Genomic DNA, 25,505 nt, shown 5'->3' with positions numbered 1-25,505 from the left:
CGCGCCCTCCGCTAGCCCCTGGCGACCAGCCAGCGCAGGAAATCCGCCTCCGCCATCGGCAGGCCGAGATGGAAACCCTGGCCCAGGGCGCAGGCCTGGCGCTCCAACCAGGCGAGCTGCGCGGCGTTCTCCACACCCTCGGCCACGCACTCCAGGCCCAGGTTGCGGGCGATCACCAGGATGGTCTCCACCAGCATCGCGCCGCTGCCGTCACCCTCCAGGTCGTGGACGAAGCTGCGATCGATCTTCAGCCGGTCCAGCGGCAAGCGCTTGAGGTAGGTCAGCGACGAATAGCCGGTGCCGAAGTCATCGATGGCGAAGCGCACGCCCTGCGCCTTGAGCGCATGCATGGTGGCGATGCAGCGCTCGACATCCTCCAGCAGCACACCCTCGGTGATCTCCAGCTCCAACGCGCCATGCGGTAAGCCATGGCGGCGCAGGCAGTCGCCGATGCGTTTGGCGCAATCAGCCTCGCGCAGCTCGCGCGGGCTGAGGTTGACCGCCAGTACCAGCTGCGGCCAGTCGAGCTGCCAGCGCGCCAGGCTGGCGCAGGCGTGCTCCAGTACCCAGTGGCCGAGGTCGTGGATCAGCCCGGTTTCCTCGGCCAGCGGAATGAACTGCGCCGGCGGGATATCACCGCGCTCCGGATGATTCCAGCGCACCAGCACCTCGGCGCCGGAGACGCGGCCGCTAGCCAGCTCCAGCTGCGGCTGGAACACCAGATACAGCTGCTCGCGGCTCATGGCCAGGCGCAGCTCGCTCTGCAGCTGCAGGCGCTGGTCGATCACCGCCTGCATCTCCGGGGCGAAGAAATGCAGGGCGTTGCGTCCGGAGTGCTTGGCCCGGTACATGGCGGTGTCGGATTGCTTGAGCACGTCGGCGGCGTCCTGCCCGGGCAGCGGATGCAGGGTGATGCCGATGCTGGCGGTCACCGCCAGGTCGTGGCCGTGAATCTGGAAGCTGGACTGCAGGCCGGCCAGCAACTTGTCGCCCACCTCCGCGGCCATCTCGCCGGCCAGCGCCGGGTTGTCGGCCAGGGTCTCGAGCAGCACCACGAACTCATCGCCACCGAGCCGCGCCAGGGTGTCCTCGGCGCGCAGATGGCTGGCCAGGCGCACCGTTACTTCCTTGAGCAGCGCATCGCCTACTGGATGACCGAGGCTGTCGTTGACCGTCTTGAAATGGTCCAGGTCGATGAACAGCAGCGCGCCGAAACTGCCCTCGCGGCGCTCGCGAGCCATGGCGTGCTCCAGGCGGTCCTGCAGCAGGCGGCGATTGGGCAGGCCGGTCAGCTCGTCGCTGTAGGCCAGGCGTTCGATCTCACGCTGGTAGCGCTGCCGTTCGGAGATGTCGATGACGCTGCCACGCAGCAGCAGCGGCTCGCCCGGCATGCGCACCAGGCGGATCTCGCAGGGCAGCTGGCGCCCGGCAAAGTCGCGGTGTAGCCACTCGAATACCGGCGTCGCACCGGCGATGGCCTGCTCGACGTAGGCCCGCCCCGCCGCCTCCGAGGCGCGCCCGTCGGGCTGCCGCGCCGGGCTCAGCTCGCTCGGCGTACGCCCGAGCAGGTCGCCACGGCTGCAATGGAACAGACGCAGGGCATTGGCGTTGGCATCGATGATGCCACCCTCCGGGCTGAACAGCAGGATGGCCTCCGGCGCATGCTCGACCAGGGTGCGGTAGCGCGCCTCCGCTTCGTAGCGCGCGGTAATGTCCTCGACCAGAGTCAGGCAGGCCTCCAGCTTGCCCTCCTTGTCGCGTACCGCGCGCAGGCTGAGGCGGGTGTAGACGATGCTGCCGTCCTTGCGCAGGAAGCGCTTCTCCAGCTCGTAGTCGTCGCGCTCGCTGTTGCGAATGGCGGCGAACATCGCCTCCTCACGCTCGATATCGTCCGGGTGGCTGATCTCCAGCCAGCGGCTGGCGCGCAGCTCGTCGCGGTTGCGGCCGAGGATCTGGCACAGCTTGAAGTTAACCTCCAGCCACTGCCGTTGCGGGCTGACCATGGCCATGCCGATCAGGGGCGCCTCGAAGAACAGCCGCAGCCATTCGTCGCGCTCGCGCAGCTGGCGCTCGGCGCGGCGGCGCTCGCTGATGTCCTGGATCGCGCCGTACAGGCGCACCGGCTGATCGTCGTCGAACTCCACGAAACCCTTCAGGCGCACCCAGCGCTGGGTGCCGCGCGCGCCGATCAAGCGCACTTCCAGGTCGAACGGATCGCCGCTGACCAGGATCTGCTGCAGGGTCTCGTTCATTAGTTGCTGGCTGGGTGGATCGTAGCGGTCCAGCGAGCCCTGCATGTCCGGTGCACCGCCGGCCGGATCGAGCTCGTTGAGGCGGAAGCAGCCGTCGGTCCAATACATGCGCTGGCTGGCCAGGTCCAGCACCCAGCCGCCGATGTCGGCCAGTTCCTCGGTCTGGCTGAGCAGGTGGGTCTGCCTTAGCAGCTCCTCGCGGCGCTGGGCCAGCTCGGCGCCGAGGCGCTCGCGCTCGCTGACATCGAAATTGAGCGCGACGATATGGGTGGCCTGGCCCTGCTCGTCGAGCAGCGGTGCCACCGTCACCTCGTTCCAGAACTGCTGGCCGTTCTTGCGGTAGTTGCGCAGGACCTCCTGGTGCGGCACGCCGTGGCGCATGGCATGGCGCACGCGCAGAAGGCCGCTCTGCGACTCGTCCTGGTCGATCAGCAGGCGGCTGGAGGCGCCGAGTATCTCTTCGCGCGAGTAGCCGCTGATACGCTCCAGCGCCGGGTTGCAGTAGATGAAGGGCACGCCGGGCTGGCGCAGGTCGGAAATCGACACGCCCAGCGGGCAGGCCTGCAGCGCCAGGTTGGCCAGGGCCAGCTCCTTCTGCATTTCCGCCGTGCGCCGCAGGGTGTTGCGCAGATCGCCGAGCGCGCGCCCCACCAGCAGCGCGGCGAGCATCAGCAGCAGCACGCTGAAATGCATCTCCAGGCGCTGCGGCGCGCCCAGCTCCAGCTCGCCGCCCAGACGCCCGGCCAGTGGCAGCAGCATGACCGCCAGGGCCGTCAGCGCCGTACCCCAGAGCGCCCCGGCAAAGCCCCAGAGCAGCGCCAGGGACAGCAGCAAAACGCCGATCAGCGGCAGGATCAGCAGCAGCGGCAGCAAGCACAGCGCCAGCGGCAGCACGGCCAGCAGCACCGGCAACAGCCACCAGGGCAGCACCCGCACGCCGACGCCTTCCTCGCCCAGCGCCGGACCGGTCAGTAAGGCCCAGCCGCGCTTGCGCAGGCGACGGGTCAGCAGGCACAGCAGCGGCAGGGACACGGCTAGGGCGGTGAGGCTGTCCAGCAGCCAGAACTCGAGGATCGTCTCGCGCCAGCGCCCGCCCTCCAGCTGGCCACTGAGCAGCAGGCCCGCCTGGATCAACAGGGCGCCGAGCAGCGCCGGCGCCAGCACTCCGAGCAGGACGAAGCGCAGCAGGTTGGCCACATCCGGTAGCGCGGCATTGCCGCGCCGGCCCAGGGCCAGCCAGGCGAAACCGATGGCCAGGGTCTCCGGCAATGCGTAGAGCGGCGCCCAATGCCAATCCAGGCCCCAGAGCGGCGCGCAGAGCAGAGCGTTGAGGTACAGCGCCAGCAGCACCCGCGGGCCCCACCAGAGCACCAGACACAGGCCGATGGCGAACGGCAGGTAGCAGAGCGCCGCCCCCGCGGCGAACTGGGTCGAGAGCGATAGCCAGGTGGCCAGATTGAGCAGCGGCAACGGCAGCCACCAGGTCCAACTCGGCAGTCGGGCGGAATCTACAACCATGCTGACCTCGCGCGAAACACCAGAGCAGCATAGATCAGGCCGGCTAGAGCGGCCGGCTCATATCGGCAGCGGTTTAGCTGGCGTCGCGCGGCAGCAGCAGACCCAGGGGCAGGCAGATACGCGCTTCCAGGCCACCACCGGAGCGGTTGCGCAGCTCCACGCTGCCCCCGTGCAGCGAGGCGATGCGCTTGACGATGGCCAGGCCCAGGCCGGTGCCCTTGCCGCCACGGGCACGGTCGCCGCGGATGAAGGGATTGAAGATCTCGCCCATCTCCTCCGGCGCCACGCCCGGACCGCGGTCGAGCACGCTGAGCACCACGTAGGGCGCGCTCTCGTCGCCGGCCAGGCTGGTGACCACCTCGACGCCCTGGCCGCCGTAGCGCAGAGCGTTCTCCAGCAGGTTGACCAGCAGGCGCTTGATCGAGACCCGGCGCAGCGGGAACAGCGGCAGCTGCTCCAGACACAGGCGCACCTGCTCGCTCTGCTGGTTGTAGGGCGCGACCACCTCGCGCACCAGGTCGCCAAGGTCGAAGATCTCCGGTTTCTCGTCGCGGCCGTCGCGGATAAAGGCGAGGAACTGGTCGAGGATGGCGTTCATGTCCTCGACGTCGCGAATCATGTCCTCGGTCAGCTCGGCGTCGCTGCTCATCAGCTCCAGCGACAAGCGCAGGCGCGTCAGCGGCGTGCGCAGGTCATGCGACACCCCGGCCAGCATCAGCTCGCGCTCGCGCGCGCCACCCTCGATGTTCTCGGCCATCTGGTTGAACGCGCGATAGACCTCGGTCATCTCGCTCGGCGTATCGCTGATCGGCAGGCGCACGCTGCGCCCCTGACCGAACTGGCGGGCGGCGAACACCAGGCGCTTGAGCGGTGCGTTGAGCTGGCGCACGAAGATCCACGCCGCCGCAGTGGACAGCAGGCCGATGCCGAGGAACCAGCCGAGCACGCTCCAGATCTTCTGCCCACGCAGCGGATAGGGGTACAGCGGCACCTTGAGCCAGTCCGGCCCCAGGCTCGGCGCACGCACCCACAACGCCGGCGGGCTCTGCACGCGTACGCGCACCTCGGTGTCCGGGCCCAGCTCGGCCTGCATCTGCCGCAGGAACACCTCGGAGTACGGCCAGTGCTGCTCGGTGGCCGGCACCTTGTCCTGCGCCACGCGGGTCAGGGTCGCGGCCTCGGCGATATGGTCGCGGTCCTCCGGCTCCGCCGCCCAGTAGGCGCGCAGGGTCAGCGCCGCGCCGTGGCTGTACTGGCGGTCGACCAGCATGTCCTCGTTCATCATCAGGTACACCAGGGTCAGCGCCTTGGAGAACAGCACGACGATGAGCACCAGCCACAGGGTGCGGGCGAAGAAGCTTTGCGGGAACCAGAGCGGGGTTTTCATGGAAGACCGGATGCGTCATTCGAGGAAAGGTGGAGGCGATCGTTGGCCGTCTCCACCAGGGTTCGCAGCGCGACAGCCGCCGCGCGCGGCGTCATCCAGCCTACTTGGCGCCGTCCGGCACGAAGACGTAACCCACGCCCCAGACGGTCTGGATGTAGCGCGGCTTGGACGGGTCCGGCTCGATCAGGCGACGCAAGCGGCTGATCTGCACATCGATGGAGCGTTCCAGCGCGTCCCACTCGCGGCCGCGGGCCAGGTTCATCAGCTTGTCGCGGGTCAGCGGCTCGCGGGCGTGCTGCACCAGGGCCTTGAGCACGGCGAACTCGCCGGTGGTGAGCATGTGTAGCTCTTCACCCTTGCGCAGCTCACGGGTAGCCAGCGACAGCTCGTACTCGCCGAAGCTGACGGTCTCGTCCTCGCTGGCCGGAGCACCCGGCACCACTGGCGCCTGGCGGCGCAGCACAGCCTTGATCCGCGCCAGCAGCTCGCGCGGGTTGAACGGCTTGGCCAGGTAGTCGTCGGCGCCGCCTTCCAGGCCCTGGATGCGGCTGGCCTCGTCGCCCTTGGCGGTGAGCATGATCACTGGCACCTGGTTGTTCGCCTCGCGCAGGCGGCGGCAGGCGGACAGGCCGTCCTCGCCCGGCAGCATGAGGTCGAGCACCAGCAGCTGGAACAGTTCGCGGGCCAGCAGGCGGTCCATCTGCTCGACGTTCTCCACCGCGCGCACGCGGTAGCCCTGCTCGCTGAGGAAGCGCTCCAGCAGGCGGCGCAGGCCGGGGTCGTCGTCGACTATGAGGATCTTTTCGCCTTCGTTGCTCATGTTCTCTCCTGTCCAGGTAGGCCGGCATTATCGCCCAGCACCGGCGCGCGGCGGCCCGTCCATTGTTAGCAGATTTTTCCCCGAACGGTTCCCATCGCCTTTCGAGGCGGTGTTTATAATGCGGCGCTTTCGCGTCGGCCAGTCGGCGTGGCTTTTCTGTCAGGTAGTGTTCATGGATAGCATCAACAAGCGTATCGCCGCCGAACTCGGCGTCCTCCCGCAACAGGTCGCCGCCGCCGTGGCCCTGCTCGACGAAGGCTCCACCGTGCCCTTCATCGCCCGCTACCGGAAGGAAGTGACCGGCAGCCTGGACGACACCCAGCTGCGCCACCTGGAAGAGCGCCTGCGCTACCTGCGCGAGATGGACGAGCGCCGCGCCGCGATCCTCGCCAGCATCGAGGAACAGGGCAAGCTGACTCCCGAACTGAAGCGCGAGATCGACGAAGCCGACACCAAGACCCGCCTCGAAGACCTCTACCTGCCGTACAAGCAGAAGCGCCGCACCAAGGGCCAGATCGCCCTGGAAGCCGGCCTCGGCGAGCTGGCCGACGGCCTGTTCAATGACCCGAGCCTGAACCCGGAAGCCGAGGCCGAGCGCTTCATCGACGCCGAGAAGGGCTTCGCCGACATCAAGGCCGTGCTCGAAGGCGCCAAGTACATCCTCATGGAGCGCTTCGCCGAGGACGCCAGCCTGCTCGACAAGCTGCGCTCCTTCCTGAAGAACGAAGCCACCCTCAGCGCCCGCGTGGTCGCTGGCAAAGAGGCCGAAGGCGCCAAGTTCAGCGACTACTTCGAACACGACGAAGCGCTCAAGGGCGTGCCGTCGCACCGTGCGCTGGCGATCTTCCGCGGCCGCAACGAGGGCATCCTCGGCGCCAGCCTCAAGGTCGGCGACGAAGCCCCGGGCACCATGCACCCCTGCGAGCTGATGATCGCCGAGCGCTTCGGCGTCGAACAGCGCGGTCGCGCCGCCGACAAGTGGCTGGGCGAAGTGGTGCGCTGGACCTGGAAGGTCAAGCTCTACACCCACCTGGAAACCGACCTGCTCGGCGAGCTGCGCGAGAAGGCCGAGGACGAGGCGATCACCGTGTTCGCCCGCAACCTGCATGACTTACTGCTGGCCGCCCCGGCCGGCCCGCGCGCCACCCTGGCGCTGGACCCCGGCCTGCGCACCGGCTGCAAGGTGGCCGTGGTCGACGCCACCGGCAAGGTGCTGGAAACCGCCACCGTCTACCCGCACGCCCCGCGCAACGACTGGGACGGCACCCTGGCCATCCTCGCCAAGCTGTGCGCCAAGCACGCAGTCGATCTGATCTCGATCGGCAACGGCACCGCCAGCCGCGAGACCGACAAGCTGGCCATCGACCTGATCAAGAAGCTGCCGGCGCTCAAGCTGACCAAGGTCATGGTCTCCGAGGCCGGCGCTTCGGTGTACTCCGCTTCCGAGCTGGCCGCCCGCGAATTCCCGGATATGGACGTGTCGCTGCGCGGCGCCGTCTCCATCGCCCGCCGCCTGCAGGACCCGCTGGCCGAGTTGGTGAAGATCGACCCGAAATCCATCGGTGTCGGCCAGTACCAGCACGACGTGTCCCAGCTGAAACTGGCGCGCTCGCTGGACGCGGTAGTAGAGGACTGTGTGAACGCCGTCGGCGTGGATGTGAATACCGCCTCCGCCGCCCTGCTGGCGCGCATCTCCGGCCTCAACAGCACGCTGGCCAGCAATATCGTGGCGTTCCGCGATGCCAACGGCGCCTTCGCCTCGCGCGCCGACCTGAAGAAGGTGCCGCGCCTGGGCGAGAAGACCTTCGAGCAGGCCGCCGGCTTCCTCCGCGTGATGAACGGCGACAACCCGCTGGACGCCTCCGCCGTGCACCCGGAGACCTATCCGCTGGTGCAGCGCATCGCCGAAGGCACCGGCCGCGATGTGCGCTCGCTGCTGGGCGACTCCAGCTTCCTGCGCAGCCTGGATCCCAAGCGCTTCACCGACGAGAGCTTCGGTCTGCCGACCGTCACCGACATCCTCAAGGAACTGGACAAGCCGGGCCGCGACCCGCGTCCGGAATTCAAGACCGCCGAGTTCCAGGAAGGCGTCGAGAGCCTCAAGGACCTGCAGCCGGGCATGATCCTCGAAGGCGTGGTGACCAACGTCACCAACTTCGGCGCCTTCGTCGATATCGGCGTACACCAGGACGGCCTGGTGCACATCTCGGCGCTGTCGGAGAAGTTCGTCAAAGACCCGTATGAAGTCGTGAAGGCCGGCGATATCGTCAAAGTGAAAGTCATGGAAGTGGACATCCCGCGCAACCGCGTCGGCCTGACCATGCGCATGAGCGATACCCCTGGCGAGAAGGTCGATGGCCCGCGCGGTGGTGCTCGCGGCAACGGTGGGCACCACCGCGGCGGCAATCAGCCGCGCAGCGAACGCCACTCCAGCCAGGACAAACCGGCCCCGGCCAACGCGGCCATGGCCTCGCTGTTCGCCAATGCCAAGCAGCTGAGGAAATAAGCCATGAGTGACGCATCGCCCGTCGGTAAGGACAGTAACTTCAGCCGCCTGCTCGGCATCCGCATCCTGCGCGCTGAGAACGGCGAGGCCGAGCTGCGCATGAACATGCAGGAGCAGATGCTCAACCTGCACGGGCGCATGCACGGCGGCGCACTGTTCTCGCTGCTCGACACCGCCCTCGGCCAGGCCAGCCACAGCCTGTTCGGCGGCGAGGCCGGCAGCATGACCCTGGAGTGCAAGATCAACTACATCCGCGCCGTCGAGGATGGCGAGGTGGTGTGCATCGCCAAGGTCATCAACGCCGGGCGCAAGGTGCACGTGATCGAGGCGCGCGCCAGCCAGGGCGACAAGCTGGTGGCCAGCGCCCAAGCCACCTTCATCTGCAAATAACCGAGCCAGCGCCTCGGGATTGCGCCGACCCTGGCTGTCGGCGCATCCTCCCCTTCCGGTCAGGCGACAGCGTCCGTCCGCGTACCCGACTTGCAGTGTGGCGGCTCCACCCCCATATAGGGGCGACCGTCGAGTGAAGGAACAAGAATCTTGAGCGATCTCCTCAACCGCCGCCTGGCTCTGCTCGGCGATGCTGCCCACCTGTCCCTGCTCACCCGCAGCCTGCACGGCATCGAACGCGAGACCCTGCGCGTCACCGAACAGGGCGCCCTGGCGCAGACGCCACACCCGGCGGCCCTGGGCTCGGCGCTGACCCATGCGCAGATCACCACCGACTATTCCGAGGCGCTGCTGGAGTTCATCACCCCGGCCGAGCCCGACCCGGCCGACACCCTGGCCGACCTCGAGCGCATCCACCGCTTCGCCGCCAGCCGCCTGGACGGCGAGTACCTGTGGAGCCCGTCGATGCCCGGCCTGCTGCCCGCGGAAGAAGACATCCCGATCGCCCGCTACGGCAGCTCCAACATCGGTCGCCTCAAGTACGTGTACCGCCAGGGCCTGGCCCTGCGCTACGGCCGCACCATGCAGTGCATCGCCGGCATCCACTACAACTTCAGCCTGGCCGAGGGTGCCTGGCCGCTGTTGCAGCAGCTCGATGGCGACACGCAGAGCGCGCGCGACTACCAGTCCGCCGGCTACATCGCATTGATCCGCAACTTCCGCCGCTACAGCTGGCTGCTGATGTACCTGTTCGGCGCCTCGCCAGCGCTGGACGCCAGCTTCCTGCGCGGGCGCCCGCACCAGCTGCAGCAGCTGGATGCCGACACCCTGTACCTGCCGTACGCCACCAGCCTGCGCATGAGCGACCTGGGCTACCAGAGCAGCGCCCAATCCGGCCTCACCCCCTGCTACAACGACCTGGCCAGCTACACCGAGAGCCTGCGCGCGGCCGTGGCCACTCCCTACCCGGCCTACGCCGAGGTCGGCACCAAGAACGCCAACGGCGAGTGGCTGCAGCTCAACACCAACATCATCCAGATCGAAAACGAGTACTACTCGAGCATCCGTCCGAAGCGCGTCACCTACTCCGGCGAGCGGCCGATCCAGGCCCTGATGAGCCGCGGCGTGCAGTACGTCGAGCTGCGCTGCCTGGACATCAACCCCTACCTGCCGCTGGGCATCGATCTGGACCAGGCGCGCTTCCTCGACGCCTTCATCCTGTTCTGCGCGCTGTCCGACAGCCCGCAACTGGCCGGCGGCGAATGCCGCAGCTGCACCGACAACTTCCTCAAGACCGTCAAGGAAGGCCGCCGCCCCGGCCTGCACCTGCAACGCGACGGCCAGCAGGTCGAGCTGCAGAGCTGGGCCGGCGAACTGCTGGAGGCCTTCGCTCCTATCGCCGCCCTGCTCGACCGCGCCTACGGTGGCGAGGCCTACAGCCAGGCCCTGCAGCTGCAGCAGCGGAAGGTGGAAGACGTCAGTCTGACGCCGTCGGCGCAGGTGCTGGCCGAGCTGCAGCGCGGCGAGAGCTTCCGCGACTTCGCCCTGCGCCAGAGCAAGGCCCACGCCGCGGCCTTCCGCGCCCAGCCGCTGAGCGCCGACGAGGAACAGCTGTTCGAGAGCATGGCCAGCACGTCGCTGGCCGAGCAGGCCGAGCTGGAGAGCGCACCAACCGGCGACTTCGACACCTTCGTCGCCGCCTACCAGGCCAGCATCCTCGGCATAGGCGTTTGAAATCAGGCACCTGGCGCGTCTAGCGGGACTCCGTCACAAAACCGCCACGTCGACCGCTCGGCCCTGACCAGCGGCACGTCGGCGGCCGCGCCAGGGGCTAGCCTGTGGGGAAACCCGCATTGGCCATCGCCATGACGCCCGCCGAAGACAATCACGACTGGAGCCTGGAAAGCCTGAACAAGGCCTACCAGCAAGGCTACATGGCCGGACTCACCGGCCAGCCGCAACATGCCCAGCCCTACCCCGCCGAGGTACTGGCCGCGGCCTGGGAGGCTGGCTGGGACGACGGCAACGAGCAGTACCTCCAGCACCAGCGCCGCAGCGCCTGATCCTCCCCCATGAAAAAGGGCCGCAATTGCGGCCCTTGTCGTTTCAGCGCTGGCTCAAAGAGCCTTTTCGAAGATCTTCGAGTTGCGCTGATAGTTGTACAGCGACGCACGCGCCACCGGCAGGCGCTCCACGCCGCTGGCCTCGAAGCCGCGCTCCTGGAACCAGTGGGCGGTACGCGTGGTGAGCACGAACAGGGTCTTCAACCCCAGCGCCCTGGCGCGCTCCTCGATGCGCTCGAGCAGCTCGTCGCCGCGGCCGCCGTGGCGATACTCGGGATTCACCGCCAGGCAGGCCAGCTCACCGGTCTCCGAATCGGCGATCGGGTAGAGCGCGGCGCAGGCGATGATCAGGCCGTCGCGTTCGACGATGCTGAACTGGCCGATCTCGCGCTCCAGCACCTCGCGCGAGCGGCGCACCAGGATGCCCTGATCCTCCAGCGGGGTGATCAGCTCGATCAGGCCGCCAACGTCCTCGATGGTCGCCTCGCGCAGCGACTCGAACTGCTCCTGGTCGACCAGGGTGCCGCCACCGTCGCGAGTGAACAGCTCGGTGAGCAGCGAACCGTCTTCCATGTAGCTGACGATATGGCTGCGTTTGACCCCGGCGCGGCAGGCCTGAGCGGCGGCGTCCAGTAGCTCGGCCTGGTAGCAGCTGCCCAGGCGCGCCAGGTGCGCCGGCACTTGCTGCGGGCGCAGCTCGCGCACCAGCTTGCCGCTCTCGTCGATCAGGCCACGCTCGGCGCTGAACAGCAGCAGCTTGTCGGCCTGCAGGTCGATGGCGGCGCGGGTAGCGACGTCCTCGCAGGCCAGATTGAAGATCTCGCCGGTGGGCGAATAGCCGAGCGCCGAGAGCAGCACGATGCTGCGTTCGTCGAGCAGGCGGCCGATGCCCTTGCGGTCGACCCGGCGCACTTCGCCGGTGTGGTGATAGTCGATGCCATCGACCACGCCGATCGGCCGCGCAGTGACGAAGTTGCCGCCGGATACGCGCAGGCGCGAGCCCTGCATCGGTGAGGCAGCCATGTCCATCGACAGCCGCGCCTCGATGGCGATGCGCAGGCGGCCGACGGCGTCGATCACGCAATCCAGGGTCGGACCGTCGGTGATGCGCAGGTCGCGGTGGTAGCGCGGGGTCAGCCCACGTTCGGCCAGGCGTGCTTCGATCTGCGGGCGCGAGCCGTGCACCAGCACCAGGCGCACGCCGAGGCTGTGCAGCAGCACCAGGTCGTGGACGATATTGCCGAAATTCGGATGTTCCACACCCTCGCCGGGCAGCATGACCACGAAGGTGCAGTCCCGGTGGGCGTTGATATAGGGCGAAGCGTGGCGGAGCCAGTTGACGTAGTCGTGCATGGGCGGCCTGTAGGCAAGGACGGACGAGCGATGAAGTGCCTTCTCCAGAGGGAGAAGCAAAGGTCGGTCTAGCGTCGTCGCAACATCGGCACGCCTCGCATGGCTGAACGGGTCATAGGCAGTAGTGCTGGATCAGCTGGCGCAGCAGAACCACGGTCGGTTCGATGCGCGCCAGCTCGAGGAATTCCCCCGGCTGGTGAGCACAGGCGATATCGCCCGGGCCGAGCACGATGGTCTCGCAGCCAAGCTGCTGAAGATACGGCGCTTCGGTGCCGAATGCCACCGCCTGCGCCGCATGCCCGGTGAGCTTCTCGGCCAGGTGCACCAGTTCGCTGTCGGCGGATTGCTCGAAAGGCGGCACGTTGGCGAACAGCGGCGCGTAGTCGATCTTCACCTGGTGCCGCTCGGCCAGAGGCTGCAATTTGCTGCGGATCGCCGCGCGCAACTGCTCCGGGTCCATGCCCGGCAGCGGGCGCAGGTCGAACTCCAGGGCGCACTGGCCGCAGATGCGGTTGGGGTTGTCACCACCGTGAATGCAGCCGAGGTTGAGGGTCGGTTGCGGCACGCCGAACTGCGGGTTGTTGAACTCGCGCTGCCACTGGGCGCGCAGATCGCGCAGAGCACCCATGGCGTCCTGCATGGCCTCCAGGGCGCTGTGGCCGAGGCTGGGATCGGAGCTATGACCGCTCTGCCCGAGGATATCGATGCGCTCCATCATCACGCCCTTGTGCAGGCGGATCGGCTTGAGGCCCGTCGGCTCGCCGATCACCGCGGCGCGGCCCAGCGGCCGGCCGGCGTCGGCCAGGGCGCGGGCGCCGGCCATCGAGCTCTCCTCGTCGCAGGTGGCCAGCACCAGCAGCGGCTGTTTGAACGGCTGATCGAGCAGACCGCGCACCGCCTCGACCACCAGCGGGAAGAAGCCCTTCATGTCGCACACGCCGAGGCCGATCCAGCGGTCGCCCTGCTCGGTGAGCTTGAGCGGGTCGTTCTGCCACAGGGCGGCGTCGAAGGGCACGGTGTCGCTATGCCCGGCCAACACCAGGCCGCCGGGGCCGCTGCCATAGCTGGCCAGCAGGTTGGCCTTGCCCGGCGCGACTTCCTGGATCTCGCAGGCGAAGCCGAGGTCGCCCAGCCAGCCGGCCAGCAGCTCGATCACCGCGCGGTTGGACTGATCCCAGCTGGGCTGGGTGCAGCTCACCGAAGGCGTGGCGATCAGCGCGGCAAACTGATCCTTGAGAGAGGGAAGCGGCATGGCGTGTCTCCGTCGTTCTGCGCCCATCATAAAGAGCCCGGCGGGCGCTGCCTACGCCGCGCCGGCACGACCTTTCGTCCGACCCGACACGTTCGGAAACGTGCTGCCGAGCGAAAGTTCCCGCCTTCTGGCATACTTCGCGCCCCTTTTTCCGGTCACGAAAACGTCATGTTCGAGATATTCAGCGGGCTCGATGCCTGGGTTGCCATCAGTCTGGTGCTGGCCCTCGCCTTTGTCCTGACCTTCGAATTCATCAACGGTTTCCACGACACCGCCAACGCGGTGGCCACGGTGATCTACACCAAGGCGATGCCGCCGCACCTGGCAGTGATTGCCTCCGGCATCTTCAACTTCCTCGGCGTGGTCCTCGGCGGCATCGGCGTGGCCTATGCCATCGTCCACCTGCTGCCAGTCGAGCTGCTGATCAACGTCAACACCGCCCACGGCCTGGTGATGGTGTTCTCCCTGCTCAGCGCGGCCATTGCCTGGAACCTGGGCACCTGGTACTTCGGTATCCCGGCCTCCAGCTCGCACACCCTGATCGGCTCGATCCTCGGTGTCGGTCTGGCCAACGCCCTGCTCACCCACGTGCCGCTGGCCGACGGGGTGAACTGGCAGAAGGCGATCGACATCGGCCTGTCGCTGCTGCTCTCGCCGCTGGCCGGCTTCGCCGTCGCCGCGCTGATCCTGATCGGCCTGCGCCGCGCCTTCGCCGACTCGAAGATGCACGAGACGCCGGAGAGCCGTAAGGAAATCAAGGGCAAGAAAAAGCCGCCGTTCTGGAACCGCGTGGTGCTGATCGCCTCCGCCATGGGCGTGAGCTTCGTGCACGGCTCCAACGACGGGCAGAAGGGCATCGGCCTGATCATGCTGGTACTGATCGGCATCGTCCCGGCCAAGTTCGTCCTCGACCTGAACAGCACCACCTACCAGATCGAGCGTACCCGTGACGCCGCCCAGCATCTGCAGCAGTTCTATGCACGCAACCACGACTCGCTGAGCGAGTACCTGGCGCTGGGCAAGAACAGCACCACCGAGATGCCGGCACAGTTCCGCTGCGATGCCAAGCTGACCGAGCCGACCATCGTCGCCCTGCTGCAGGACCTCGACGGCGTCACCGACTACAACCAGATGGACCACGAGAAACGCACCCAGGTGCGTCGCTACCTGCTGTGCCTGGATGACACCGCGAAGAAGGTCGGCAAGCTCGAAGGCCTGGCCAAGCGTGAGAAGGCCGACCTCGAGAAACTGCGCAAGGACCTTACCGCCACCACCGAATACGCCCCGACCTGGGTGATCTTCGCCGTGGCCCTGGCGCTGGGTATCGGTACCATGGTCGGCTGGAAGCGCGTGGTGCTGACCGTCGGCGAGAAGATCGGCAAGCAGGGCATGACCTACGCCCAGGGCATGAGTGCGCAGATCACCGCGTCCATCGCCATCGGCATGGCCAACATCTACAGCCTGCCGGTGTCGACCACCCACGTACTGTCTTCCGGCGTCGCCGGCACCATGGTCGCCAACAAGAGCGGCCTGCAATTCGGTACAGTGCGCAATATCCTGATGGCCTGGGTGCTGACCCTGCCGGCCACCATCCTGCTGTCGGCAGGTCTGTTCTGGCTGGGCGTGAAGCTGTTCGTCTGAACACCGCCCGCCGCATGACAAGGCCGCCCATGGGCGGCCTTGTTGTTTTCCGAATCGCTCAGAGAGTCCCGAGATGGCCAAAGAAACCGAGATCAAGCTGCGCGCCAGCCGCGAAACCCTCGCCGCCCTGCGCGACCACCCGCTGCTGAAAAAGCGCAACAAGTCCGGCTGGCAGACCCACGAGCTGTTCAACCAGTACTACGACACCGCCGAGCGCGACCTGGCCGGTGCCAAGGTCGCCCTGCGCCTGCGCCGCGACGGCGAACAGTTCATCCAGACCCTGAAGAGCCGCGGCCAGAGCGTGGCCGGGCTGTCCGAGCGCAATGAGTGGGACTGGCACCTGAAGAAGGCCAAGCTCGATCTCAAGCTGCTCAATGACGACTGCTGGCCGGCCAGCCTGGCCGAGCTGGACAAGAAGAGCCTGCAGCCGATCTTCACCACCGACTTCGTCCGCCAGAAGGCCGAGATTGCCTGGGGTCGCGGCAAGGCCAAGACGGTGATCGAGGCGGCCCTGGACCTGGGCAAGGTAGTCGCCGGCGAAGGTGAGGAGGAAATCTGCGAGCTGGAGCTGGAGCTACGCGAAGGCGAACCGGCCGCCCTGCTGGAACTGGCCTGCGAACTGGCCGCCGACCTGCCGCTGATGCCCTGCGATATCAGCAAAGCCGAGCGCGGCTATCGCCTGTTCGACGCCGGCAGCTACAGCCTGAGCCTGCCGCTGCCGGAGCTGAATGCCGAGATGGCGCTGGACGACGCCTTCGCCGCACTCGCCTGGCACCTGCTCGGCAGCAGCCAGCGCCTGGCCGAGCAATACCGCTGGAACGGCCACTGGAAGCTGCTGGAGCAATGGCTGCAACAGCTGATAGACCTGCGCGCCCTGCTCAGCAGCCTCGGCCAGGCCGCACCGCGCTCCTGCAGCCGCGAGCTGCGCGAAGGTCTCGACGCGCTGCTGGCCGACTGGCGCCCACGCCTGGCCGCTGGCCGTGATGACGAGGCGCTGCGCAGCAGTGCCCCGGCCATGTTCGCCGGCGAGCTGCTGGGCAACCGCTGGGGCCTGCTATCGCTGCAACTGTCGCGCTGGCTGCTCGGCCGCGCCTGGACCGTCGAACGCAACAACCGCGGCCAGCGCCAGGGCGGCGCACCGCTGGGCAACTGGCTGCCGACCCTGCTGGCGGAAGAAGCCGAAGGCCTGCGCCTGAAGCACTACCAGCAGTTCCCCGAGGCGCTGGCCGAACAGCTGCCGCGCATCGAGCGCCTGCAAGCCTGGCTGCGCCTGGCGCGTCAAATCCTGGAACTGCCGGAGCTGGACCGCCTGTACGGCGAGCTGAGCAAACTGGAGGCCTTGGCCAGTCGTGGCAACGACGCCGAAGTGCTGGCCGCTCGCCAGGCACAGGCCCATACTGTGGCGACGCTCAAACCCTGGAAGCTGCTGCTGAAATAAGCTGCTCGCCCCGTCGCCATAAAAAAGGGAGCTCCATGTCCACCCTCGCCTCACCCGCCCAGGATCGCTGGCTCGACCTCAACGATATCCTCCGCGAACTGGTGGCCCAGGGGCGTGTGGCCCAGGAGCAGGCCGAGCAGTGCATGATGCTGCGCCGCTCCTCGGGAAACGCCCAGCTGCACCCCCTGGAGTTCCTCGCCGCCCAGCAGGTCGACGACCTGCAGCGGCCTGGCAGGAAACATGACCTGGAGGGCCTCACCGTATGGCTGGCCAACCTAGCCGGTCAGCCGTACCTGCGCATCGATCCGCTGAAGATCGACGTGGCGGCGGTGACCCCGTTGATGTCCTTCGCCTTCGCCCAACGTCACAAGATCCTCGCCGTGGCGGTGGATAGCGAGGCGGTGACCATCGCCAGCGCCCAACCCTTCGTGCATGGCTGGGAAAGCAACCTGACCCATGTACTCAAGCGCCCGATCAAGCGAGTGGTGGTCAATCCGGCCGACCTGCAGCGCTTCACCACCGAGTTCTACCGCCTGGCACGCTCGGTCAGCAGCGCCAATGCCCAGGACATCAAGGTCAGCAGTGCCGGCAACTTCGAGCAGTTGCTCAACCTCGGTGCCCAGGACCAGGAGCCGGACGCCAACGACGCGCACATCGTCAATATCGTCGACTGGCTGTTCCAGTACGCCTACCAGCAGCGCGCCAGTGATATCCACATCGAGCCACGCCGCGAGACCGGCACCGTGCGCTTTCGCATCGACGGCGTGCTGCACAACGTCTATCAATTCCCCATCCAGGTGACCATGGCGGTGGTCAGCCGCCTGAAGAACCTCGGGCGGATGAACATCGCCGAGAAACGCAAACCACAAGACGGCCGGATCAAGACCAAGACCCCGGACGGCGGGGAGGTGGAGCTGCGCCTGTCGACCCTGCCCACCGCCTTCGGCGAGAAGATGGTGATGCGGATCTTCGACCCGGAAGTGCTGCTGAAAAGCCCGGACCAGCTCGGCTTCTCGCCGGACGACCTGCGCCGCTGGGAGAGCATGACCAGCCAGCCCAACGGCATCATCCTGGTCACCGGCCCGACCGGTTCGGGCAAGACCACCACCCTGTACACCACGCTCAAGCAGCTGGCGACCGAGGAAGTGAACGTCTGCACCATCGAGGACCCGATCGAGATGATCGAGGGTGCCTTCAACCAGATGCAGGTGCAGCACAATATCGACCTGAACTTCGCCGCCGGCGTGCGCGCGCTGATGCGCCAAGACCCGGACATCATCATGGTCGGCGAGATCCGCGACCTGGAGACCGCCGAGATGGCGATCCAGGCGGCGCTCACCGGCCACCTGGTGCTCTCCACCCTGCACACCAACGACGCACCCAGCGCGATCAGCCGCCTGCTCGAACTGGGCGTGCCGCACTATCTGCTCAAGGCCACCATTCTTGGCGTCATGGCCCAGCGCCTGGTGCGGACCCTATGCCCGCACTGCAAGGCTCCGGTGGAGTTGAGTGAGGAGAGCTGGCAGGAGCTGACCCGGCCCTGGAGCGCCCCGCTGCCGACCGGCGCCCACCGCGCCGTCGGCTGCCTGGAATGCCGCGAGACCGGCTACCGCGGCCGCGCCGGGGTCTACGAGATCATGCTGCTCAACGACGGCATCAAGCCGCTGATCAGCGCCGACACCGACCTCATCGCCCTGCGCCGCGCCGCCTTCAAAGACGGTATGCGCAGCCTGCGCCTGTCTGGTGCGCAGAAGGTCGCCGCCGGCCAGACCACCATCGAGGAAGTGCTGCGGGTCACCCCGCAGAGCGAACAGAAGTGAGCCAAAGCGGGCCACGTGCCCGCCCAACCCAACCGCGAAAAAGGAGTTTTTATGGAAGTCGGTGGTGTGATCTTTCTCTTCGTCGGCCTGGCCGTGGCCGTGGTGTTCATGGGCTTCAAGGTGGTGCCACAGGGCTACGAGTGGACGGTGGAGCGCTTCGGCCGCTACACCAACACGCTCACCCCGGGCCTCAACATCATCGTCCCGGTGATGGACCGCATCGGCCGCAAGCTCAACGTCATGGAGAGCGTGCTGGACATCCCGCCGCAGGAGGCGATCAGCGCCGACAACGCCATCGTCACCATCGACGCCGTGTGCTTCTTCCAGGTGATCAACTCGGCCCAGGCGGCCTACGAGGTCAACAACCTGGAGCACGCCATCCGCAATCTGGTGATGACCAATATCCGCACCGTGCTCGGCTCCATGGAGCTGGACCAGATGCTCAGCCAGCGCGACGCGATCAACGAGCGCCTGCTGCGCACCGTGGACGAGGCGACCGCACCTTGGGGCATCAAGGTCACCCGGATCGAGATCAAGGACATCAGCCCGCCCGCCGACCTGGTCGAGGCCATGGCCAGCCAGATGAAGGCCGAGCGCCTCAAGCGCGCGCAGATCCTCGAAGCCGAAGGCAAGCGCCAGGCCGAGATTCTCACCGCCGAGGGCAAGAAGCAGGCGCAGATCCTCGAGGCCGAGGGTGAACGTCAGGCCGCCTTCCTCGAGGCCGAGGCCCGCGAACGTGCCGCCCAGGCCGAAGCCGAGGCGACCCGCGTGGTGTCCGAGGCGATCGCCGGCGGTAACGTGCAGGCGGTCAACTACTTCGTCGCGCAGAAATACGTCGAGGCCCTGGGCAAGCTGGCCTCGGCCAACAACAGCAAAGTGGTACTGATGCCGCTGGAGGCCAGCCAGGTGATCGGCGCGGTCGGCGGTATCGGCGAGATCGTGCGCGCCACCTTCGACAAGGACGGCAAGAAGTGATCGAGTACCTGCAGCACCTGTCGTTCTGGGACTGGCTGGCCTTCGGCACCGTGCTGCTGATCCTCGAGGTGTTCGGTGCCGGTGGCTACCTGCTGTGGATCGGCGTGGCCGCCGCCACGGTCGGCGTGCTCACCTACCTGTTCCCGGAGCTGCCCTGGGCCTGGCAGTTCATCGTCTTCGCCCTGCTCTCGGTGCTCACCGCCGTGTTCTGGTGGCAGCGCCAGCGCAGTGCGGCCAAGCCCTCCGACGTGCCAGGGCTGAACCGTCGCGGCAGTGAGTTCATCGGCCGCAACTTCGTCCTGCACGAGGCCATCGTCGGTGGGCGCGGCAAGATCAAGGCCGGCGACACCCTGTGGCTGGTCAGCGGGCCCGACCTGCCGGTCGGCAGCGAAGTGCAGGTCACCGGCCAGAACGGTGTACTGCTGATCGTGCAGCCGCTCTAGCCGTTCCGGGTGACCAGCCGACTTCGCGCTGGTCACTCGCCTCCCACCAACCGATCACTTTTTGTCCAGCGGGGCCGAATCGGCTACCCTGCACGGCAAAGCCCAAGACGTCAGCCGGAAGACGCCATGCCACCGCCCTCAAGAGGCCCCCGCCAGACAGGTCTGGAAGACAGCGCACGGCGCTCGCTGATGAGCCTGATCTTCGCCGCTACCGGGCTGACCATCGGCGGCTTCTCGATCCTGCAGTTCATCGCCGACAACGCCCTGTTCGCCACGCTCGAGCTGCTGGTCTGCGCCGTGCTGCTGTGGGCCTCGCGCGGCATCTACAAGACCCATCGCCTGGAACTGTGGATCTACCTGTACCTGGTGCCGGTGTGCGCCTTCCTGGTCTACATCACCCTGATGCCGGAGGCCTCGCCCAGCGCCTTCGTCTGGACCTACCTGATTCCGCTGCTGTCCTACCTGCTGCTCGGCAAGCAGCATGGCCTGCGCCTGGCGGTGCCCTATCTCGCCATCGCCCTGCTGCTCTACTACTGGCGCTACCCGCTGCCGCAGAGCGCCCACCAGATGATCGATGCGGGCAACGCCATCCTCTGCGGCGCGCTGATCCTGGTCTTCGTCCACCTCTACGAGACCCGCCGCGCGGTGACCTTCTCGCAGATCGAGCACCAGGCGCAGACCGACCCGCTGACCGGCGTGGCCAGCCGCGGCCACTTCAAGCAGGAACTGCTGCGCGCCCTGCAGGAGGCGCAACGCAGCGACAGCCCGCTGGTGCTGGTGGTGATGGATATCGACCACTTCAAGAGCGTCAACGACCGCTGGGGCCACGAGGCCGGCGACCATGCCCTGCGGCATATCTGCGACCTGTTGTTGGAGCGCCTGCGCGTCACCGACACCCTCGGCCGCCTGGGGGGCGAGGAGTTCGGCCTACTGCTGCGCAGCACCGACCTCGACAGCGCCAAGCCGCTGGTGGAGTCGCTGCGCGAGCTGGTCAGCAGCCACCCGCTGCATTATGGCGAGCAGCCGATCGCCCTCTCGGCCACCTTCGGCCTGGCCCAGTGGCCGCAGGACGGCACCACCACCGACGAGCTGTATCGCTGCGCCGATGCGCGCCTGTATGTCGGCAAGCAGCAGGGGCGCAACTGCCTGGTCAGCGCCAGCCGGGAAATCCGCATCTCGGACACCCTGCCCTAGCAAAAAAACGGCGCACTCGTGGTGCGCCGCTACTGCAAGGTTTCAGTACAACTTCGTGGGAGGCCGGATCGGCGCTTGTGGCGACGATCCGGATATGGCGGTGCGCCCGTGGGCGAACCCTCATATGCGGGCGGGTCAGAGCGGCGTCAGCAGCTCCCCCTTGTCGATGAAGGCCTGCAGGTTGGCGAGCACCAGCTCCTCCATCTGCAGGCGGGTCTCCTCGGTGCCACTGCCGACATGCGGCAACAGCACCACGTTGGGCAGGGCGAACAGCGCCTCGGGCACCGCAGGCTCGGCCTCGAACACATCCAGCCCGGCGCCGCCGAGCGTGCCGGCCAGCAGCGCCTCGACCAGCGCCGCCTGGTCGACCACGCTGCCGCGAGCGATATTGACCAGGATGCCCTGCGGGCCCAGCGCAGCGAGCACCTCGGCGCCGATCAGGTGATGGGTTGCCGCGCCGCCCGGGCAGGCCAGCACCAGGAAGTCCGCCCAGCGCGCCAGCGCCAGCAGATCCGCCTCGTAGCCGTGAGCACTGCTGGGGTTCTCGCGGCGCTGGTGGTAGCGCACCGACATATCGAAGCCTTCCGCACGGCGGGCGATGGCCTGACCGATGCGACCGTAGCCGACGATGCCGAGCTTCTTGCCGCTAACCTTGCGCGTCAGCGGGAAACTAGCGGTGAGCCAGCTGCCGCCGCGCACGAAGCGGTCGGCCGCCGCCAGCTGGCGCGCCGTATCGATCATCAGCCCCAGAGCCAGGTCGGCCACGCAGTCGTTGAGCACGTCCGGCGTGGTGCTGAGGGCAATGCCGCGATCACGCAGCAGGTCCAGTGGATAGGGGTCATAACCCACGCCGAAACTGCAGATCGCCTTCAGGTTCGGCAGGCAGGCCAGCTGCTCGGCGCTGCAGCCGAAGCGCGCCGACGACACCAGCAGCTCGAACTCGCCGCCATGCTCACGCAGGAACGCCTGCGGATCGGCCTGCTGCCACAGCGCGACGGCGCCATGGCGCTCGGCCAGAGTGCGGTTGAAGCGCTCGCTCAGCGGGCCCAGGTGCAGGATGCGGGGTGTACTCATCGCAGTCTCCAGATCGACTCAGGTCACCGGTGCCGGATTGAACAGGGTCAGGTCGTTGTGCAGCTTATGCCGTTCGGCCCAGGTCTGCTGCCGGCCGCTGGCGACATCGAGATAGAGCTGGAAGATGTGCCAGCCCATCTCCTCCAGGCTCATGCGCCCGGAGGTGATCTGCCCGGCGTCGACGTCGATCAGGTCCGGCCAGCGCTCGGCCAGCTGGGTACGGGTCGAGACCTTGATCACCGGCACCATGGACAGGCCGTAGGGCGTGCCGCGGCCGGTGGTGAAGATGTGCAGGTTCATCCCGGCGGCGATCTGCAGGGTGCCGCAGATGAAGTCGCTGGCCGGCGTGGCGCAGAACCACAGGCCCTTGCCGCGAATTCGCTCGCCCGGTGAGGCCACCCCGGCGATGGCGCTGGAGCCGGACTTGGCGATCGAGCCCATGGCCTTCTCGACGATGTTGTTCAGCCCGCCCTTCTTGTTGCCTGGCGTGGTGTTGGCGCTGCGGTCGGCCATACCCCGTGCCAGGTAGGCGTCGTACCAGTCCATCTCGCGGATCAGCGCGTCGGCGACTTCCACCGAGGCCGCACGTGGAGTGAGCAGGTGGATGCCGTCGCGCACCTCGGTGTTCTCCGAGAACATCACGGTGGCGCCGGCGCGCACCAGCAGGTCGGCGGCCACGCCGAGGGCCGGGTTGGCGGTGATGCCGGAGAAGGCGTCGCTGCCGCCGCACTGCATGCCGACTACCAGTTCGCTGGCCGGCACCGTCTCGCGGCGGCGCTCGTTGAGCACCTTCAGGCGCTCCTCAATCATCGCCAGGATCTGCTCGACCATGCCGCTGAAGCCGCTGCCGGAATCCTGCAGGCGGAACAGCCACTCCTCCTCGTCCATGCCATTGGTCAGCGCGTCGCCATCCATCAGCTGGTTGGCCTGCAGCTTCTCGCAGCCGAGGCCGATCACCAGCGCCTGGCCACCCAGGTTGGGGTTGCGGCTGATGTTGTACAGGGTGCGGATCGGCACCACCGCGTCCGGCGCGTTGATCGCCACGCCGCAGCCATAGCTGTGCGACAGGGCGACCACGTCGTCGACGTGCGGGTAGCGCGGCAGGATCTCCTTGCGCACGCGATCCACGCAGTGGTCGAGCACGCCGACCACGCACTGCACGGTGGTGGTTACGCCGAGGATGTTGCGCGTGCCCACTGTGCCGTCCGGATTGCGGAAGCCCTCGAAGCTGTAGCCTTCGAGGGGCTCGGCCACGGGCGCCGGCAGGGTCGCCTTGGGCAGGTTGTCCAGCGCCGGCGGCTCGGGCATGCGCAGGTGCGCCTCGGTGACCCAGGTACCGGCGGCGATGGATCGCAGGGCATAGCCGATCACCTCGCCGTAGCGCACCACCTCGGCACCCTCGGCGAGGTCGAGCAGCGCCACTTTATGGCTCTGCGGAATCCCCTCGACGGCTTCCAGGCCATCGGCGAAACGACCACCGGCGGCCACCCCCTGTTCGTTGACCACCACACCGACGTTGTCGGCGGGGTGCAGGCGGATGTAGCGCGGCGAATCCTGATGGGCAATCAACTGCATGTTACGTACTCCTCAGGAACTCAGGCCGAGGCCAACTTCTGCGGCTGTCCAGGCGCCGGCTCAGGCGTGCCTTGCGGGCTCGGGCCATCGTCCAGCTCCACGCGCTGGATCTTGCCGACGATCACCAGGTAGCTGAACACCGCGACCAGGGCGTTGGCGCCGACATACACCAGGGCCCACTTGAACGAGCCAGTGGCGGCGATGATGTAGCCGATGACGATCGGCGTGGTGATCGAGGCGATGTTGCCGAAGGTGTTGAACAGGCCACCGGACAGGCCGGCGATCTGCTTCGGCGAAGTGTCCGCCACCACCGCCCAACCCAGCGCACCGATGCCCTTGCCGAAGAACGCCAGGCTCATGAAGCCGACGACCATCCACTCGGCCGACACATAGTTGCAGAACACCATGCTGGTCGACATCAGCAGGCCGACCACGATCGGCAGCTTGCGGGCGAAGGTCAGCGAGTGGCCACGGCGCAGCAGCCAGTCGGAGATCAGGCCGCCGAGCACGCCACCGATGAAGCCGCAGATGGCCGGCAGGGAGGCGACGAAGCCGGCCTTGAGGATGGTCATGCCGCGCTCCTGCACCAGGTACACCGGGAACCAGGTGAGGAAGAAGTAGGTGATGCCGTTGATGCAGTACTGGCCCAGGTACACGCCGAGCAGCATGCGGTTGGTCAGCAGCTGCTTCACGTAGCTCCACTTGGGCCCGCCGCCGGCCTTCTTCTGGTCCATGTCGACCAGGCCACCGTTGCTCTCGATGTGCGCCAGTTCGGCGGCATTGATCCGTGGATGGTCTTTGGGGTTGTAGATGGTCTTCATCCAGATGCCGGAGAAGACGATGCCCAGCGCGCCCATCACCACGAACACGTGCTCCCAGCCGAAGGCATGGACGATCCAGCCCATCAGCGGGGCGAACAGCGCGGTGGCGAAGTACTGCGCGGAGTTGAAGATGGCCGAGGCGGTGCCGCGTTCGGCGGTGGGGAACCAGGCCGCGACGATGCGCGCGTTACCGGGGAACGACGGCGCCTCGGCGAAGCCGACCAGGAAGCGCATGACGAACAGGGTGACCACGGCCCAGGCCAGCGGCATCACGCCGACGAAGCCCTGCAGCATGGTGAACAGCGACCAGATGAAGATGCCCGCAGCATAGACGCGCTTGGAGCCGAAACGGTCGAGCAGCCAGCCGCCCGGGATCTGCCCGATCACGTAGGCCCAGCCGAAGGCGGAGAAGATGTAGCCGAGGGTCACGGCGTCGAAGCCGAGGTCCTTCTGCATGCTCGAGCCGGCGATGGAGATGGTCGCGCGGTCGGCATAGTTGATCGTGGTCACCAGGAACAGCATGAGCAGGATCAGGTAACGCACACGGGTCTGCTTGAGATCTTGCATGGTTGATTCCCCATTTGTTCTTGTCGGGGTTAATACAGGCTACCGGCTTGCGGCCTGGGCCGCGCGCCAGACCGATCAGCGCACCAGGCAGGGGCGCTCGTTGAAGCTCCAATCGTTGGCCAGGGGCATGCCGCTGCCGCCCGGACCGTTGTTCAGGGGCAGCCCAATCCATAGGGATGACGGGGACAGGTGCACGACGCCAGGAGTGGCGCTCGTGCGCAAGGAAATGCGCCGCGCGGCAGGGGCGCCACGCGAGCTGACGCGCAGGGCTGGCTGCCCGCTGAACGGGAGCCCCTGCGCCGCGACGATGCGCGGCGTGACCGCGCGCGATTCTATGTTCATTGCCGTTCCCTTTTATTGTTGTGCGGGAGTGGATCAATGCTTGGGTAAAACCCGGCTGGCCACAGGCATGGCCA

19 protein-coding genes are annotated in these 25,505 nt (G+C 67.3%); 10 read left to right on the top strand and 9 right to left on the bottom strand.

The window, feature by feature from the left end; genetic code table 11:
• Positions 1-11 precede the first annotated feature (11 nt).
• From IP89_RS17575 to ompR, 3 genes are all read right to left on the bottom strand, one after another.
• Complete coding sequence (locus IP89_RS17575; RefSeq protein ID WP_043310939.1) at positions 12-3,770, bottom strand: EAL domain-containing protein; 3,759 nt, start codon at positions 3,768-3,770, stop codon at positions 12-14.
• 73 nt (positions 3,771-3,843) lie between these two features.
• Positions 3,844-5,157 carry an ATP-binding protein gene (locus IP89_RS17570; protein ID WP_043310937.1) on the bottom strand — a complete coding sequence of 438 codons (1,314 nt, stop codon included), beginning with the start codon at positions 5,155-5,157 and terminating at the stop codon, positions 3,844-3,846.
• Between the two features lie 100 nt (positions 5,158-5,257).
• Positions 5,258-5,977, bottom strand: coding sequence for a two-component system response regulator OmpR (gene ompR, locus IP89_RS17565; RefSeq protein ID WP_043310935.1), 720 nt, complete (start codon positions 5,975-5,977; stop codon positions 5,258-5,260).
• 172 nt (positions 5,978-6,149) lie between these two features.
• Here ompR and IP89_RS17560 point away from each other — a divergent pair, with 172 nt between their 5' ends.
• The 4 genes from IP89_RS17560 (at position 6,150) to rmf (ending at position 10,936) form a co-directional block, all read left to right on the top strand.
• Positions 6,150-8,483 carry a Tex family protein gene (locus IP89_RS17560; protein ID WP_043310934.1) on the top strand — a complete coding sequence of 778 codons (2,334 nt, stop codon included), beginning with the start codon at positions 6,150-6,152 and terminating at the stop codon, positions 8,481-8,483.
• Between the two features lie 3 nt (positions 8,484-8,486).
• Complete coding sequence (locus IP89_RS17555) at positions 8,487-8,873, top strand: PaaI family thioesterase (RefSeq protein ID WP_052081126.1); 387 nt, start codon at positions 8,487-8,489, stop codon at positions 8,871-8,873.
• 150 nt (positions 8,874-9,023) lie between these two features.
• The gene (gene gshA, locus IP89_RS17550) at positions 9,024-10,607 is read left to right on the top strand and encodes a glutamate--cysteine ligase (RefSeq protein ID WP_043310932.1); all 1,584 of its coding nucleotides are present in this window, start codon (positions 9,024-9,026) and stop codon (positions 10,605-10,607) included.
• A 131-nt stretch (positions 10,608-10,738) separates the two neighbouring features.
• Entirely contained in the window at positions 10,739-10,936 is a 198-nt protein-coding gene (gene rmf, locus IP89_RS17545) for a ribosome modulation factor (protein ID WP_043311144.1), read from the top strand.
• Positions 10,937-10,990: 54 nt separating this feature from the next.
• On the opposite strand, the gene argA is transcribed toward rmf, so the two are convergent.
• Entirely contained in the window at positions 10,991-12,289 is a 1,299-nt protein-coding gene (gene argA, locus IP89_RS17540; protein ID WP_043310931.1) for an amino-acid N-acetyltransferase, read from the bottom strand.
• A gap of 112 nt (positions 12,290-12,401) precedes the next feature.
• Positions 12,402-13,541: an acetylornithine deacetylase gene (gene argE, locus IP89_RS17535; protein ID WP_043310929.1), complete on the bottom strand. Its 1,140-nt coding sequence runs from the start codon at positions 13,539-13,541 to the stop codon at positions 12,402-12,404.
• Positions 13,542-13,709: 168 nt separating this feature from the next.
• On the opposite strand from argE, the gene IP89_RS17530 reads away from it, so the two are divergent.
• The 6 genes from IP89_RS17530 (at position 13,710) to IP89_RS17505 (ending at position 21,052) form a co-directional block, all read left to right on the top strand.
• Positions 13,710-15,182, top strand: coding sequence for an inorganic phosphate transporter (locus IP89_RS17530; RefSeq protein ID WP_043310928.1), 1,473 nt, complete (start codon positions 13,710-13,712; stop codon positions 15,180-15,182).
• A gap of 73 nt (positions 15,183-15,255) precedes the next feature.
• A complete protein-coding gene (locus IP89_RS17525; RefSeq protein ID WP_043310927.1) occupies positions 15,256-16,620 on the top strand; it encodes an inorganic triphosphatase in 1,365 nt (454 codons plus the stop codon).
• Between the two features lie 35 nt (positions 16,621-16,655).
• Positions 16,656-18,440, top strand: coding sequence for a GspE/PulE family protein (locus IP89_RS17520; RefSeq protein ID WP_043310925.1), 1,785 nt, complete (start codon positions 16,656-16,658; stop codon positions 18,438-18,440).
• A 51-nt stretch (positions 18,441-18,491) separates the two neighbouring features.
• Positions 18,492-19,415 (top strand): SPFH domain-containing protein, encoded by a 924-nt coding sequence (locus IP89_RS17515; protein ID WP_043310924.1) that lies wholly within the window; start codon positions 18,492-18,494, stop codon positions 19,413-19,415.
• Positions 19,412-19,858, top strand: coding sequence for an NfeD family protein (locus IP89_RS17510; protein ID WP_043310922.1), 447 nt, complete (start codon positions 19,412-19,414; stop codon positions 19,856-19,858). Before IP89_RS17515 ends, IP89_RS17510 begins: the two co-directional genes overlap by 4 nt.
• A gap of 126 nt (positions 19,859-19,984) precedes the next feature.
• Positions 19,985-21,052, top strand: coding sequence for a GGDEF domain-containing protein (locus IP89_RS17505; RefSeq protein WP_052081125.1), 1,068 nt, complete (start codon positions 19,985-19,987; stop codon positions 21,050-21,052).
• Positions 21,053-21,187: 135 nt separating this feature from the next.
• On the opposite strand, the gene IP89_RS17500 is transcribed toward IP89_RS17505, so the two are convergent.
• From IP89_RS17500 to IP89_RS17485, 4 genes are all read right to left on the bottom strand, one after another.
• Positions 21,188-22,126, bottom strand: a complete 939-nt coding sequence (locus IP89_RS17500; protein ID WP_043310921.1) for a 2-hydroxyacid dehydrogenase — start codon at positions 22,124-22,126, stop codon at positions 21,188-21,190.
• 18 nt (positions 22,127-22,144) lie between these two features.
• Positions 22,145-23,701 carry a galactarate dehydratase gene (gene garD, locus IP89_RS17495; protein WP_043310920.1) on the bottom strand — a complete coding sequence of 519 codons (1,557 nt, stop codon included), beginning with the start codon at positions 23,699-23,701 and terminating at the stop codon, positions 22,145-22,147.
• A gap of 20 nt (positions 23,702-23,721) precedes the next feature.
• Positions 23,722-25,089, bottom strand: a complete 1,368-nt coding sequence (locus IP89_RS17490; RefSeq protein ID WP_043310918.1) for an MFS transporter — start codon at positions 25,087-25,089, stop codon at positions 23,722-23,724.
• 75 nt (positions 25,090-25,164) lie between these two features.
• Positions 25,165-25,431 carry a hypothetical protein gene (locus IP89_RS17485; RefSeq protein ID WP_043310917.1) on the bottom strand — a complete coding sequence of 89 codons (267 nt, stop codon included), beginning with the start codon at positions 25,429-25,431 and terminating at the stop codon, positions 25,165-25,167.
• Between the last annotated feature and the right edge of the window lie 74 nt (positions 25,432-25,505).

The sequence above is a fragment of the Pseudomonas sp. ML96 genome (genome assembly GCF_000761545.1).
In the GTDB taxonomy this organism is placed as follows: domain Bacteria; phylum Pseudomonadota; class Gammaproteobacteria; order Pseudomonadales; family Pseudomonadaceae; genus Aquipseudomonas.
Note: the sequence above shows the minus strand (reverse complement) of the source record. Positions and strands in the feature narration are given on the sequence as shown.

Coding starts and splice junctions, on each gene's coding strand:
- IP89_RS17575 (WP_043310939.1), bottom strand. CDS start 3,770: ATGGTTGTAGATTCCGCCCGACTGCCGAGTTGGACCTGGTGGCTGCCG.
- IP89_RS17570 (WP_043310937.1), bottom strand. CDS start 5,157: ATGAAAACCCCGCTCTGGTTCCCGCAAAGCTTCTTCGCCCGCACCCTG.
- ompR (WP_043310935.1), bottom strand. CDS start 5,977: ATGAGCAACGAAGGCGAAAAGATCCTCATAGTCGACGACGACCCCGGC.
- IP89_RS17560 (WP_043310934.1), top strand. CDS start 6,150: ATGGATAGCATCAACAAGCGTATCGCCGCCGAACTCGGCGTCCTCCCG.
- IP89_RS17555 (WP_052081126.1), top strand. CDS start 8,487: ATGAGTGACGCATCGCCCGTCGGTAAGGACAGTAACTTCAGCCGCCTG.
- rmf (WP_043311144.1), top strand. CDS start 10,739: ATGACGCCCGCCGAAGACAATCACGACTGGAGCCTGGAAAGCCTGAAC.
- argA (WP_043310931.1), bottom strand. CDS start 12,289: ATGCACGACTACGTCAACTGGCTCCGCCACGCTTCGCCCTATATCAAC.
- argE (WP_043310929.1), bottom strand. CDS start 13,541: ATGCCGCTTCCCTCTCTCAAGGATCAGTTTGCCGCGCTGATCGCCACG.
- IP89_RS17530 (WP_043310928.1), top strand. CDS start 13,710: ATGTTCGAGATATTCAGCGGGCTCGATGCCTGGGTTGCCATCAGTCTG.
- IP89_RS17525 (WP_043310927.1), top strand. CDS start 15,256: ATGGCCAAAGAAACCGAGATCAAGCTGCGCGCCAGCCGCGAAACCCTC.
- IP89_RS17520 (WP_043310925.1), top strand. CDS start 16,656: ATGTCCACCCTCGCCTCACCCGCCCAGGATCGCTGGCTCGACCTCAAC.
- IP89_RS17515 (WP_043310924.1), top strand. CDS start 18,492: ATGGAAGTCGGTGGTGTGATCTTTCTCTTCGTCGGCCTGGCCGTGGCC.
- IP89_RS17505 (WP_052081125.1), top strand. CDS start 19,985: ATGCCACCGCCCTCAAGAGGCCCCCGCCAGACAGGTCTGGAAGACAGC.
- IP89_RS17500 (WP_043310921.1), bottom strand. CDS start 22,126: ATGAGTACACCCCGCATCCTGCACCTGGGCCCGCTGAGCGAGCGCTTC.
- garD (WP_043310920.1), bottom strand. CDS start 23,701: ATGCAGTTGATTGCCCATCAGGATTCGCCGCGCTACATCCGCCTGCAC.
- IP89_RS17490 (WP_043310918.1), bottom strand. CDS start 25,089: ATGCAAGATCTCAAGCAGACCCGTGTGCGTTACCTGATCCTGCTCATG.
- IP89_RS17485 (WP_043310917.1), bottom strand. CDS start 25,431: ATGAACATAGAATCGCGCGCGGTCACGCCGCGCATCGTCGCGGCGCAG.